The organism is Mesobacillus boroniphilus JCM 21738, from assembly GCF_000517385.1.
GTDB classification, from domain to species: Bacteria; Bacillota; Bacilli; order Bacillales; family Cytobacillaceae; genus Mesobacillus; species Mesobacillus boroniphilus.
On the sequence record NZ_BAUW01000092.1, the window covers coordinates 1 to 14,015 of the forward strand.

11 protein-coding genes and 2 pseudogenes are annotated in these 14,015 nt (G+C 41.9%); 3 read left to right on the top strand and 10 right to left on the bottom strand.

Going from position 1 to position 14,015, the window contains the following annotated elements; all coding sequences use genetic code 11:
• Positions 1 to 545: 545 nt before the first annotated feature.
• Positions 546 to 758, top strand: coding sequence for a DNA-dependent RNA polymerase subunit epsilon (locus JCM21738_RS18130; RefSeq protein ID WP_023615077.1), 213 nt, complete (start codon positions 546 to 548; stop codon positions 756 to 758).
• A 3-nt stretch (positions 759 to 761) separates the two neighbouring features.
• Positions 762 to 2,428, top strand: a pseudogene (gene rnjA / locus JCM21738_RS18135) (ribonuclease J1).
• Positions 2,429 to 2,549: 121 nt separating this feature from the next.
• Here rnjA and JCM21738_RS18140 read toward each other — a convergent pair.
• From JCM21738_RS18140 to JCM21738_RS18175, 8 genes and pseudogenes are all read right to left on the bottom strand, one after another.
• Positions 2,550 to 3,419 (bottom strand): DUF4349 domain-containing protein, encoded by an 870-nt coding sequence (locus tag JCM21738_RS18140; protein ID WP_243463072.1) that lies wholly within the window; start codon positions 3,417 to 3,419, stop codon positions 2,550 to 2,552.
• 222 nt (positions 3,420 to 3,641) lie between these two features.
• Positions 3,642 to 5,459: an ABC transporter ATP-binding protein gene (locus tag JCM21738_RS18145; protein ID WP_023615080.1), complete on the bottom strand. Its 1,818-nt coding sequence runs from the start codon at positions 5,457 to 5,459 to the stop codon at positions 3,642 to 3,644.
• Positions 5,460 to 5,539: 80 nt separating this feature from the next.
• Complete coding sequence (locus tag JCM21738_RS18150) at positions 5,540 to 7,288, bottom strand: ABC transporter ATP-binding protein (RefSeq protein ID WP_023615081.1); 1,749 nt, start codon at positions 7,286 to 7,288, stop codon at positions 5,540 to 5,542.
• Positions 7,289 to 7,762: 474 nt separating this feature from the next.
• Positions 7,763 to 8,212: a TlpA family protein disulfide reductase gene (locus JCM21738_RS18155; RefSeq protein ID WP_023615082.1), complete on the bottom strand. Its 450-nt coding sequence runs from the start codon at positions 8,210 to 8,212 to the stop codon at positions 7,763 to 7,765.
• A gap of 70 nt (positions 8,213 to 8,282) precedes the next feature.
• Positions 8,283 to 9,406 (bottom strand): annotated as a pseudogene (locus JCM21738_RS18160) (N-acetyldiaminopimelate deacetylase).
• A gap of 59 nt (positions 9,407 to 9,465) precedes the next feature.
• The gene (gene dapD, locus JCM21738_RS18165) at positions 9,466 to 10,176 is read right to left on the bottom strand and encodes a 2,3,4,5-tetrahydropyridine-2,6-dicarboxylate N-acetyltransferase (RefSeq protein WP_023615084.1); all 711 of its coding nucleotides are present in this window, start codon (positions 10,174 to 10,176) and stop codon (positions 9,466 to 9,468) included.
• Positions 10,177 to 10,319: 143 nt separating this feature from the next.
• Positions 10,320 to 11,213 (bottom strand): transcriptional regulator CcpC, encoded by an 894-nt coding sequence (gene ccpC, locus JCM21738_RS18170; protein WP_023615085.1) that lies wholly within the window; start codon positions 11,211 to 11,213, stop codon positions 10,320 to 10,322.
• A 254-nt stretch (positions 11,214 to 11,467) separates the two neighbouring features.
• Complete coding sequence (locus JCM21738_RS18175) at positions 11,468 to 12,973, bottom strand: MDR family MFS transporter (protein ID WP_023615086.1); 1,506 nt, start codon at positions 12,971 to 12,973, stop codon at positions 11,468 to 11,470.
• Between the two features lie 67 nt (positions 12,974 to 13,040).
• Here JCM21738_RS18175 and JCM21738_RS26870 point away from each other — a divergent pair, with 67 nt between their 5' ends.
• Positions 13,041 to 13,163 carry a hypothetical protein gene (locus JCM21738_RS26870; protein WP_256360214.1) on the top strand — a complete coding sequence of 41 codons (123 nt, stop codon included), beginning with the start codon at positions 13,041 to 13,043 and terminating at the stop codon, positions 13,161 to 13,163.
• A gap of 143 nt (positions 13,164 to 13,306) precedes the next feature.
• On the opposite strand, the gene cbpB is transcribed toward JCM21738_RS26870, so the two are convergent.
• Together cbpB and JCM21738_RS26180 are read right to left on the bottom strand one after the other, a co-directional pair.
• A complete protein-coding gene (gene cbpB / locus JCM21738_RS18185) occupies positions 13,307 to 13,753 on the bottom strand; it encodes a cyclic-di-AMP-binding protein CbpB (RefSeq protein ID WP_023615088.1) in 447 nt (148 codons plus the stop codon).
• 69 nt (positions 13,754 to 13,822) lie between these two features.
• A partial coding sequence (locus tag JCM21738_RS26180; RefSeq protein ID WP_243463073.1) for a hypothetical protein occupies positions 13,823 to 14,015 on the bottom strand: 193 nt, incomplete at its 5' end.

The window sequence follows — 14,015 nt, forward strand, 5'->3', positions numbered from 1 at the left end:
TAAGAAATGAAAAACTGTGTCTAAACAATGACAATTTATGTCATTCCATCAATAACCATGAAAAAATTTGCTATTTCATCATATAATATAATCAAAGAGATAGGAAATTGAAAAATAATCTTACCTAAACTTTTCCTTGTTTACTTTACTTTGGACAAGGATAGTTTAAAATAAGAACTAAGGAGATGATCCACTATGTTAAAGAAGCTAAGAAAGAAGCTTTTAAAACAGTGGAAAGATTTGCTTCGAAAAAAAACAATCGCTTAACTTTTTGAGCCCTTCAAACTTGCGAAGGGCTCCTTCCTTATTGTAAATTGGTTAATAGCGGAAAACATGGCAGGATGGATAATAACAATGGTAACATTGTTAATTTTTATATATGGCTGATTTCGAATATTGTTTTGACAGAATTATGCTTTACCTTACTTATTTGAGTTCGTCTATCTTTGGTTTTTTCAAACCCGGAATCGCATAAACCTGTAAAAACGTTTCATCGAAAATTGCCTATAAAATAGAAAAACTTAATTCAAGGAGAGAGATTTTTAATGATTTTTAAAGTATACTTCCAGGAATCAAACAAGCAAGTACCAGTTCGCGAGAAAACGCACACCATTTATGTAAAAGCTGACTCTGAGAGAGAGGTACGGACAAAAATAGCTGACCGCCAATATAATATTGAATATATCGAGGCAGTTGAGGGTAACTATTTTGAGTACGAGAAGCAAAAAGAAGACTTTGAAGTATTGGAGATCGAATAATTTATGAAATTCGTTAAAAATGACCAAACAGCCGTTTTCGCGCTCGGTGGATTAGGCGAAATTGGTAAGAACACTTACGGAATACAGTTCCAGGATGAAATCGTCTTGATTGATGCCGGCATAAAATTCCCAGAGGATGAATTGCTCGGAATCGATTATGTTATTCCTGACTATTCGTACTTGATAAAAAATGAGGACAAAATCAAAGGCCTTTTCATTACACATGGCCATGAAGACCACATCGGCGGCATTCCTTATTTGCTGCGTGAAATCAATGTACCTATTTATGGCGGCAAACTTGCACTTGGCCTGATCAGAAACAAGCTTGAAGAACATGGGCTGTTGCGAAAAGCAAAGCTGATCGAAATTAAAGAAGACAATATCATCAAGTTCCGTAAAACATCAGTCACTTTCTTCAGGACAACGCACAGTATCCCTGATTCATATGGGGTCGTAGTGAAAACTCCTCCTGGGCAAATCGTCCACACTGGCGATTTCAAGTTTGACTTTACACCAGTAGGCGAGCCAGCCAATTTAACCAAAATGGCTGAAATCGGCAAAGAAGGTGTCCTTTGCTTGCTATCGGACAGCACTAATGCCGAAGTTCCTCATTTCACGATGTCTGAGCGCCGTGTTGGCGAAAGCATTCATGATATTTTCCGAAAAGTGGATGGACGGATCATCTTCGCTACTTTCGCTTCCAATATCCATCGCCTGCAGCAGGTTGTGGAAGCGGCAGTTGCTAACGGCAGAAAAGTTGCAGTATTCGGGCGAAGCATGGAATCAGCTATCAATATCGGACAAGAACTAGCTATATCACTGCGCCAAAGGATACATTCATTGAGGGGCAGCAAATCAACAGACTCCCTGCTAACCAGGTTACAATCCTTTGCACTGGAAGCCAGGGCGAGCCGATGGCTGCTTTATCAAGGATTGCGAACGGTACACACCGCCAAATCCAAATTCAGCCTGGCGATACAGTTGTATTCTCGTCTTCACCAATCCCTGGTAACACCATCAGCATAAACAGGACAATCAACATGCTTTCCCGTGCTGGTGCTGATGTTATCCACGGATCATTAAATGACATCCATACTTCGGGTCATGGTGGTCAGGAAGAACAGAAATTGATGCTTCGCCTGATCAAACCAAAATACTTCATGCCAATCCATGGTGAGTACCGCATGCAGAAGATGCATTCGAAACTCGCTACTGATTGTGGAGTTCCTGAAGAGAACTGCTTCATCATGGATAACGGTGAAGTACTTGCCCTTGGCGATAATGAAGTTAGCGTCGCTGGCAAGATTCCTTCCGGCAACATTTACATCGATGGAAGCGGTGTTGGCGATATCGGAAACATCGTTCTTCGCGACCGCCGAATCCTTTCCGAGGAAGGCCTTGTTGTTGTGGTGGTAAGCATCAATATGAAGGAATTTAAAATTGCAGCAGGCCCAGACCTGATCTCACGCGGATTTGTCTACATGAGAGAGTCCGGTGACTTGATTAACGACGCCCAGAGCTTAATTAATAAGCACTTAAATAAGGTGATGGAAAGAAAAACGACTCAGTGGTCAGAAATCAAAAATGAAATCAATGATACTCTAGCACCTTTCCTTTATGAAAAAACAAAACGCCGTCCAATGATCCTGCCGATTATTATGGAGGTATAAGCAAAAACCGTTGCGATTTTCAGCAACGGTTTTTTGGTTGTTTTGTTTAAAAAAATTAATGAATAATTCGTTGTGGTTAACTATATTTGATTTCTTAATCCAGCTCCAGCACTTCTAGTTTTTAACTATTGGAATCAATATTATTATTTTGTCTTTGTCCTGCCTTTTTTCTTGCAAAATATAAGATGGCAGCCACAATGGCCGCTACAATCAAGAGGATAGGCAAGTTTCCAATCAGGAATACAATGATTCCTGAACCTGCTGCCAGCAGGATGTTAATATTATCAGCAAATTGTTTCTTTATTTTCTGCCATGTGTTCAGGCTGTCGTTATCTATTTTCGAAACTGGCACTTCATTTTCTTGCAGGGTGATGGTTACAGTCGAAAGTGCTGTCTGGTTTTCGAGAAACTTCTTTCTGCCCGCTATTTGTTCAATCTGTTCCTGGACATCTGCCAAATCGGAGGATATTTTCAAAAGATCCTCTGTTTTTTGCGCTTGCTTCATGAAATCAAGCAGCCTCGCTTCAACTGCCTTCTTTGATTTCATTCGAGATTCCAGGTCAACATACTCCTCCGTAACGTCCTGCCCGCTTACGTGGCGATTATTAACTTGAATAGAAAGGCCCTCAGCATCATTCAAGAACGCATTAAAATGCTCCTGGGGAATCCTGAACGTCATCGTGCCACTTTGCTGTTCGCCATCAAATCGGTTTGAATTGGACTGTACAATATATCCGTTGTACGCTTTTGCTTTCTGTTCAAGAGCATTGCGTGCTTTTTCAAAGTTGTCCACTCTGATATCCATTTCGGCATTATAGATGACCATCCGCTGAGCAGCCGCTTCATCTGTCTCTATGCTGGTTTGCCCTTCTGCTTTTGAATCCTCTCCCACATTATCTTCTTGTGAAAAACCAATTTCATTTTCACTGACATTTTCCATGCTAGAATTCATGTCACCATCAGCACTCTTTTCACTATCATCCTGTGACATACCTCCACTGCAGCCGGCAAGTAGAAAAAAAAACATAAGACACATAAAAAACATCTTCTTTAACAATGAAAAGCCCCCTTGAAACATGTCTATTTATGAATATGACGGTAACTCTGTTAAAAAGTTACAGATTGCCTGAGAAAGTGGCAGCATCACGACACAGTATTGCTCTTAATTAATTTTAATTACAAAAAAAGCCTTCACGAAGAAGGCTTTCAACATTTATACTGCATCTAGCATATTGAATTGTGCTTTGACAAGATCATGATATTCTCCCTCAAGCTCCATAAGTTGAGCATGATTGCCTCGCTCGATGATCATACCATTCTCCAGTACGAAGATATTATCTGCTTCCCTGATGGTCGACAGTCTGTGAGCTATGATGATTGCCGTTCTGCCTTTCAACAGGGTTTTCAATGCCTTTTGGATTTTCACTTCCGTTTCTGTGTCGATGCTGGCCGTCGCTTCATCCATAATCAGGATCCTTGGATTGGCTAGCAATGCCCTGGCGAAGGAAAGCAGTTGTCTTTCACCTACTGAAAGGATATTACCCCTTTCTTCCACCTCTGTTTTATACCCATTAGGCAGCTTCTTGATGAACTCTGACGCCCCGGCCGCTTCAGCAGCGGCTCTTACTTCTTCCTCTGTTGCATCCGGCCTGCCAAAAAGAATATTATCGTAGATCGTTCCAGAAAAAATAAAAGTGTCCTGCAAGACGATACTGATATGCTTCCTAAGACTGCCTATGGAGACTTCTTTTAGGTCATGACCATCAACCAATACCCTTCCTGATGTTGGATCATAAAACCGGCTGATCAAATTGGCGATTGTCGTCTTCCCTGACCCAGTATGGCCTACCAGGGCAACAGTCTGGCCTTCCTTCATTTCTAGGCTGACCCCCTTTAGCGCTGTTCGCTTATCATCGTATGAAAAGACCACTTTTTCAAATTTAATTTCACCGCGGATATCCTCAAGTTCGACCGGCTGATCTGACTCAGAAACAATTGGCTTCTCATCAAGAAACTCGAAGATTCGTTCCGATGAAGCCATTCCCATCAATAACTGGTTATACACCTGACCCAGTCTTGAGATTGGTTCCCAGAACATACCAAGATAGAAGGCAAACGAAACGAATACACCAATTGAGATTGTTCCATTTTGGATTAAACTTGCTCCATACCAAATCAAGACAGCTGTTCCAAGCGCGTTGGTCAGTTCAACCATCGGACGGAACATCGCATTTTTCTGTGAAGCCGACTTCCAGCTCTGGAAGGTCTCATCGTTGACTCCATCAAAGAACGCCATGTTTTCCTTTTCCTGAGTAAAAGATTGTGTAACCCTGATTCCCTGGATACTTTCATTAAGGTGGGAATTTAGCTTGGATTGCTTCATGCGGACATCCTGCCAGGAGCGTCTGATATTTTTCCTCAGCTTTGTTGAAATCAAGAACATGATCGGTAAGATAATCATGATTGCCAGTGTAAGCTGCGGACTTAACGAGAACAAGATAAAGAAAATACCAATCAGCAGAACAATGTCCATCAATAAGTTGATGACCCCGTTGGTGAACAATTCCTGGAGCGAATTGATATCATTCATGATCCGTACAAGTATTGATCCAGCTGAACGCTGGTCAAAAAAACGATGGGAGAGATTTTGCACATGAGTAAATAAGTGTTTGCGCAAATCATATATCACATTCTGGCCCAATTGGTTCATCCAGCGGATTCTGAAAAAATTCGCTACATAGGAAGCCGTATATAGCCCTCCTATAAGTGCAACAAGCCAAAGAAGCATGTTGGCATCTTTGTTTTTAACAGCTCTGTCAAGCGTGTAAATCCCGATCAAGATAGGGATCACCAGCCTTACCGCTGTCGTGATCAATACCATAGCAATCGATAGCGGAACAAGATTCTTCTTGTATGGCAACATATAACCGAAAAGCCTTGTCATCTGCTTCCAGTTAAAAGGCTTATCAATAACCTGGTCAGTAGAATAGTGGAACCTATTCAAAACTTTAGAGTTTCTTTTCTTGCTCAAAACCTTCCCCCCTGTACATTGTAGATAATTGGTGCTATGACCAAAATCACAAACAGATATCAATCTTTTTGAGTTTTAAATCAACCAGTTTGCGATACCTTTTCGCGATCTTTGAATTGTATATCATAAATTTTTTGATATGTGCCGCCATTCTTTATCAATTGTTCATGAGTTCCTCGCTCAGTAATTGATCCATTTTCGAGTACGAGAATTTCATCTGCATGCTTAAGGGAAGAAATGCGGTGTGCGATGATGAACGTCGTCCGTCCCTTCATAACTTCGAGTAATGCTTGTTGGATCTTGAATTCAGTTTCCATATCTACTGCGCTTGTGGCATCATCCAGGATCAAGATACTTGGATTCACACAAATCGCCCTGGCAATCGCAATTCTTTGCTTTTGGCCTCCAGAGAGCCCCATACCTCTTTCTCCCAAAATTGTTTCGTATCCATCCGGAAGCTCCATAATGAAACTATGTGCCTGGGCCCGTTTGGCGGCTGCAATGATCTCCTCCATTGTTGCATCTGAATTGCCATAAGAAATATTGGCTTTGATCGAGGATGAAAATAGGAAAGATTCCTGAAGCACAATCCCTATATTGCTGCGAAGTGAACGGAGAGAATAATCCTTTATATCCAGGCCATCAACGAGAACCTGGCCATCGACTGGCTCGTAAAACCTTGTCATCAGTTGGGTTATGCTTGTTTTTCCTGAACCAGTTGATCCAATTAAGCCAATTGTCTGACCTGGTCGTGCCTTAAAAGATATATTATATAAAGCTTCATTTTCGTCATCTCCATAGCGGAGTGTTACATCATTGAATTCTACTTCCCCTGAAAGCTTTTCAACTTCCAGAGCACCTCGCTTCTCTTCAATCTCCTCATCAGACTCGAGGATTTCCAGTAATCTTTCACCTGATGCTTTTGATTGGGAAAATAGGTTCACAACGAATCCGAGGTTCATGATTGGCCACATGATGTACCAAACGAGGCTGTAGAAAGCCACCAACTCCCCTGGGAGCAAAGATTCATTCATGACAAGGAAGCCGCCGTATCCTAAAAGCAGGACAACACTTAAATTACCCAAAAACTCCATTAACGGAAAATACTTAGCCCAAATTTCCGAAGTGAATAAATATTGATCTTTATAATTTCCATTCGATGCATTGAATCTGCCAATCTCATAATCTTCGCGAGAAAGCGATTTAACAGTGTTGATTCCGCTTATATTCTCCTGGACCTTCGTATTCAGTTTCCCAAACGATTTCCTTATGCCTCTGAACGCTGGATGGACTGCCTTGTCAAACTTATATACAACTACAGCAAGGAACGGCAGTGTCGCAAGAGTGACAAGAGTCAATGAAATAGAATAATAGAACATAACAGAAAAGCTAATACCAATTAAGAGGACAAAACGAATCAACTCAGAAAAGCCAAAGCTTAGGAAGAAGCGGAAGCCTTCTACATCTGCAGTAAGCCTTGACATTAAATCCCCTGTCTTCGCATTGTCGTAATATCGGAAGGAAAGGAACTGAAGCTTTTCATAAAGAGAGTTTCTCAGCTTATAGACAGAATGAATTCCGAACAGGTCCCCTGTAAATTGATAAATGTAGGTACAAATCCCTTTCACGACCATCGATCCGACAAATCCGGCAGCCAGCAGCGGAATTAGCTCATACCGTCCTCCAATGACGGCTTCGTCAATTGTAAGCTGCAGGATCACCGGGTAAACAACGGTAATTGCCGTTACAATCAACATAAATAATATTGACCAAATAAAGTAATTTTTATAAGGCCAATAATATTCCTTTAATTTTTTGAATGTCTCCATTCATATCCCCCCTTTGGAAATTTAGAGATTCTTCTTTTGGCTAGAATGTTTCTTTTTCGCGAAGCCTTGTTGTGCTCTTGGTAAAAGTCATCACTTTACGAAAAACTTTGGAAAACCTTAACAAAAAGAAAAGCACGTATACATTAATATATCGAGTTTCGAAATATTTTTCCAGTACTTTGTCGCAATTTTTTTATTTTTTTGTATATGAGAATTGTCTGATATTAATGAGTAAAGAACAGCTGGAATAGTTTTCGATGGAAGAATCCATAATGAGCAAGAAAAATGTCCGTTAGAATTACTCTAACGGACAAAGAAGTGATTCTTATTAAGAAATTTGTACGTTAAAATGTCTTTATCGGACAAACTCGTGATCCTTATGAAGAAATGTGTCCGTCAGAAAGGCTCTATCAGACAAACTCATGCTCATTCTGAAGAAATATGTCCGTTAGAATACGCGAGGTCTACTTCATTCTATTTTTCCATTTCTTCGAGTACCCTGTCCACGCGCTTTTCTAGCATCTTCAATCCGCTGCCGCCAGCCTGGAAATGCCTTAACAGACCGTTTCTATCAAAGAGATAGTAAGCAGGTACGTACTTGTTTTCTAAGGCTGCTGTCAATTTATGTTCATCGTCAATGAAGATGGGCTGTGAAATCTGATGTTCTGCTGCCACTTGTTTAATTTCTTCCATATTCATGTCTTTTTCGGATCGGGGCATATGTACAGCCATCACATTCAGTCGATCTTTATAAATATCACGAAGTTCATTCACCGATGGCATCGCTATCTTGCATAGATGGCAGCTGATCGACCAAAAATGGATCAATGTCGGCTTTTTACCAACCAGCTGATCCTTAGTAAACTCTCCATTTAGCCAATCAGTGGCTCCGGATATTTCAGGCATAGGTTGACGCAATCTCATATCGAACACCTCTTTTTTTGGAAAGTCAATTTCACTGACACATTAAAGCTGGATTGACAATATCATAGGTTTAATTGCTTTTGTATTCAATATACTTTGTCAACAATTCAATCGCTGTCTTGATGGCGTCCTCATCTGGGTCCAGCTTGGCATGATGAAGACCAGACTCCGAATTAACTCCTAGCCAGAACATGAAGCCAGGAATCTCTTTAAGCATATAACCAAAGTCTTCGCCAGTCATGGCTTCTTTACAAACTAGCACATCGATATTTTCCTTTTTTTCAGCAAAGGCGATAAAATCCCGTGCCAGTTCTTCATTGTTATAAACTTGATGGTACATGGCCCCATAGTCAATCGAAGTCCTGCATTGATACCCTACTTCGATTCCCTTGACCAGTGCCTCGATTCTTTGTTTCACTCTTGCCATAGATTCAACGGACAGTGTTCGAATGGTTCCTTCAAGTCTTGATGTTTCCGCAATGATGTTTTGCACGGTACCTCCGGTTATCTTGCCAATCGTTATTACAGCACTGTCGAGAGGATCAATGTTTCTTGAGACGACTGACTGAAGCTGATTCACAAGAGCGCAAGCTGCAACGACCATATCATTTGTTTGGTGCGGATAAGCTGCATGACCTCCTTTCCCCTCAAGGTCAATGAACAGCTCTGAAGTATTGGCAAAAAGCAGCCCCTCCCTAGTTGCAATCGTTCCAACAGGATATTCGGGTGCAATATGCAAAGCTATGATCATATCAGGCTTCCATTCCTGCATGATATCAGTCTTAAGCATTGGCTCAGCACCACCTGGTCCTTCCTCGGCAGGCTGGAAAATGAACAGCAGATGATCATCAATCGGGTGAGCAACGAAGTATGAAATCAATCCAAGGGCAATGGACATATGAAAATCATGACCGCATGCATGCATCTGCCTTCATGAATTGATTTGAATTCCAAACCTATTGCTTCAGTGATCGGAAGACCGTCGATATCTGCTCTGTAACCAATCGTCTTCTTTGGATTACTTCCCTTTATCCTGACAAAGATTCCAGTCTTCCATGTCTTGATTTCCAAGCGGTCCTGAGGGAGACTGCTTAAATAATCAAGCAGATAGGCCTGCGTTTTGAACTCCTTGAAGCCCAGTTCAGGAATCTGATGCAAATCTCTTCTGATTTTAATGAAATTAGCAAAATCCATACTGTTCTCTCCTTATAAAAGAAAGCGCGGACCTAATATCCACGCTTTCAATCCTCCTATTAAAGCTGGCGAAGCTCCTGCTTGATTTCAGTTTTTGACTTCGTTTTTTCGTCGATTTCCTTGATGACGCGTGCTGGTGTTCCAGCTACCACTGTATATGGAGGCACATCTTCGATGACAATTGCGCCTGCAGCAACAACTGCACCCTTGCCTACTGTTACGCCTTCAAGGACAACAGCGTTGGCTCCGATTACAACATCATCTTCAACTATGACTGGCTTCGCTGAAGGTGGCTCGATAACGCCAGCAAGCACAGAACCTGCACCGATGTGGCAGTTCTTTCCTACTGTTGCACGTCCGCCAAGTACAACGTTCATATCGATCATAGTACCTTCGCCTACAACAGCGCCAATATTAATTGAAGCACCCATCATAATAACGGCATTATCACCGATTTCCACCTGGTCCCTGATGATTGCGCCAGGTTCAATACGAGCCTTGATATTTTTCATATCCAGCAATGGAATAGCTGAATTTCTGCGGTCGTTTTCAACGACATAATCTTCGATTTTAGCCTGATTTGCTTCGATTGCCGGATTGATTTCAGACCATTCTCCGAAAATTACTCCTGTGTTGCCTGCAATGAACGTCTTGGAATTTTCTCCAAAGTCGATTCCTTCCAGGTCGCCTTTAATATATACCTTTACCGGAGTGGCTTTTTTGCTATTTTGAATAAACGAAATAATTTCATTAGCATCCATCATTTTCATAAACTTAACCTCCAATTATGTATGTACTCTCAGCATCTTTCCGTTAACAAGTTGCTCTAGAATTAATGTGCTGAAGGGACAGCGCGGAAACAGCCTTTTCTAAAAATTACTTTAACAAACAAAAGTTTTTAAAACAAGAAAAACTATTTATCTGTTTTCTTCGATTCAACTATGTGTTCATTGACAATGTCAATGAAGGCCTGGACTTGCTTTAACCGGAAGGCTGATTCATAGCCAAGAAGCCAGGTGTCCCTACCCAATGGTTCATTGTTTTCGTCGTGGAGCGGGACTTTAAAAATGTCCTTTTCCGCCCCATTAAGAGTTATTGCCGGAAGGATTGCGTAGCCAATGCCGTTAAAGGTCATTTGTTTGCAGGTTTCAATCTGGTCTACAATGATTGTCCTTTTTGGCGCTGTCTGGAATTGCCGTAACCACCAATCCTGGATTTCCTGGTAGTAGTTAGAATCACTTTTAAACTGGATAAACGGCCGGTCTGTATCCAGTACTTGTTCAGGGCTTGTTATTTCCGTGTCCACCAAATACAGACTGTCCTTGAATAAGTGGATTTTGACACCTTTCCAGTCTGGGGTGCCTCTGATAATTCCGATGTGCACCTGATCTTCATATAGTGCCTTTGATATTTCACTGCTCCACCCAGTAACAAGCGAAATTTTCGCCTGAGGGTAACGGTTTACATATTTCTTCAATACCTGTGGCAGCCAATTTTGACCAACAATCGAAGCGACAGCTATTTTAAGAGTTCCATACACCTCGGAATTTAATGCATGGATTGATTCCCTGGCTTTTTCCTCTCTCGCAATTGTCTCATTGATAAATTGAATTACGACCTCTCCCGCAGGAGTTAAGGTAAGCCCTTTTTGGGACCGAAGGAAAAGCTTTGTGCCCCAATCTTTCTCGAGCGATTGGAGTCGCTGTGACAAAGCTGGCTGGGATACAAATAATCTCTCCGCCGCCTTCCTCATATTCATTTCCTGCGCAAGCACTGATAACAGGTGAAACTCTGAAATAGATGACATAATTGAACCTCTTAATAAGATTTTCTTATATTATAAATGAAATTTTATCTTTTTACATTATAGTAAGAAAAACGCAAGCGCCTTGTTCAGCCCCGACAAGCGTTGGAGGGCCGACCGGTGAAGTCGCTCTTTGACTTCATCGGGCGGACCGAAACGTCTCGAGGGGCTAGGCGCTGGAGCTAGATTAAGAAAATTACATGGAGAATACAAAACTTAATAACTTTACAAATTCCTTAACCAATAAAAACTGCAGATCACTCTGCAGTTTTTTCCTTTTTTGGCAGGAATAAGATGAACAGCAAACTTACTATAGCAAAAATGAATACGACAATGTAAACAGAATGAAGTGCATTTGTCAGTGCATCCTGAAGAATTGACTTCAACTCTGCCGGTAGCTTCATCCGCTCTGATTCATTGAGCAGGATATTGGCTGTATCTATTGTCAGATCCTGTTCTTCTGCTCCATTCTTTTTCATATAGCTCAAGATGCTGCTATTAAGTACTCCACCAAGCAAGGCAGCTCCCACTGTATTGCCCAGGTTCCTCATGAACATATTGGCTGCCGTTGCGATTCCTCTTTGCTGCCAGGCAACTGTACTTTGGATGGAAACAATGAATGCCGTACTTGTAAGACCCATCCCCACTCCAACGAAGAACGACCCTGCTGCAGCCCATAATGGACCTGCTTCAGGCTTCAGGGTGACAAATAGAATACTTCCGAGAATTAATGCAGCACCACCAAATAGAGAAGTCTTGCGATAGCCGATACTCAAGAGCAGGCGACCGCTTACAGCCGCTGCGATCGGCCAACCTATTGACATGGCCGTCAAGGTAAAGCCAGCCACAATCGGGGACCTCTCCATGACTCCCTGTACAAAGGCAGGCAAAAAGCTTGAAATACCAATCAGCATGACTCCGGTAGTCAAGGAAGTCATATTCGCAATGAATATGGACCGTTCACGCCAAATATTAAATGGCATCATCGGCTCTTCTGCCCTTCTCTCTTGGAAAATAAAGAGGATCAATGTCAGAACACTCAAGCCGATCAGGCCGATCGTTTTCGGGGATGTCCAGGCCCAATTTGCTCCCGCTTCGACAAGGACAATCATCAGTGAACTTATCGCCACAGTAAGGAGCACTGCTCCGGGATAATCAATCTTATGCTTCTTCTTCTCAATATCTTCATGTAGATAGAGCCAGAGACCCGCAATCGCAAGGATACCGAGTGGGACATTGATCCAGAAAACATATCTCCAGCTTGCATATTCCACCAGCAAGCCTCCAAGCGCCGGTCCCGAAACAGCTGAAATTCCCCATACACTGGAGAGATACCCTTGTATCTTCGCCCTTTCTTCCCTTGAATAGATATCCCCTACAATTGTGGTTGCAATAGGCATGACTGCACCAGCTCCAAAACCCTGGATGAACCGATATAGAATCAGCATTTCCATCGTTTCGGCAGTCCCTGAAAGAATCGAACCTATCAAGAATACAATAATCCCGAATGTTAAAATTGGTTTCCTGCCAAATAAATCGGATAATTTCCCATAGATAAGAACAGTAACTGCATTCATAAGCAAATACGCAGAGAAAACCCAGCTATATAACGCAAAACCGCCCAAATCGCCTACGATTGCCGGCATAGCAGTAGAAACAATCGTTCCTTCAACAGCTCCCATAAACATGGCAAGCATAACCGTCGCCAGGACAAAAGAGCGTTTCGTCACCCTCTTGTTCATTTTTTGTTCCGCTTGTCCCATTTGCACACCTCTAATAGAAAAGCACAAGCGCCTTGCTCAGCCCCGACAAGCGCTGGATGGCCGACCGGTGAAGTCGATTTTTGACTTCATCGGGTGGACCCAAATCGAAAAGTATAGCCGACTGTCCAGAAACGCAGAAACTGGAGACTCTGACAAAGAAGCGAGTTTTTGCTTCTGCCGGCGGAGTTAAAGTTTCGGAGTTTCTAGGAGGCGAACTAGAAAAGCGACTCGAGGGTCTAGGCGCTAGAGCTAGACACTAATCTAAGTGGATAAATTTATGCTTTCTTATCCAGTAAAAAATTCAGCCCCCGTATCCGGGAGCTGCCTTATGATCTACTTCTTATTATACCTTTTTACTTGCTTTGTCAATTTTAGTAATACAGTCCGTCGTGTCAGTATTCCCTCAAATAATCCTGAGTCATCTTCTATACAGAGAAAAGGGTGATCTATAAGAAGGTCTAAGGAGTATTGTAGAGTTGAGTGAATGTTGATTCTTGGTATTTTCGAATTCATAGCTTCTTCGACTCGTTTTTTCTCAAGCTGCTCAAACTCGATTCTCTCCAGGCCGAGAATTGAATCCATTATAATAGGTGTACTGATTAAACCCATTAAACGATAATGCGAATCAAGGACTGGAATCGCAGTATACCCACTCTTTGTTAAAACAAGAAGAGCATGTTCAAGGCTATTGCCGACTTGGACATGGGCTACGCGTTCGGAAGGTATCATTACATCTCTAATTGACACTTCCAAAAACTCACCGCTGTAAAGATTAATCATGGCGAAAACTCCCTAAAATGGATTTCTTTCCATTACATTTTATCACAAAATGAATCAAGAAGCTTTTATTTAGTTTGCTTCGAGAAAAAAAGGATTCTTTAACACAGAATTCAAAAGAACAAAAAGCGCAAGCGCATCGTTCAGCCCCGACAAGCGCTGGAGGGCCGACCAGTGAAGTCGTTCTTTGGCTTCATCGGGCGGATCGAAACGTCTCGAGGGGCTAGGCGCTGGAGCTAGACAATAATCTAAGTAAAAAGTTTTA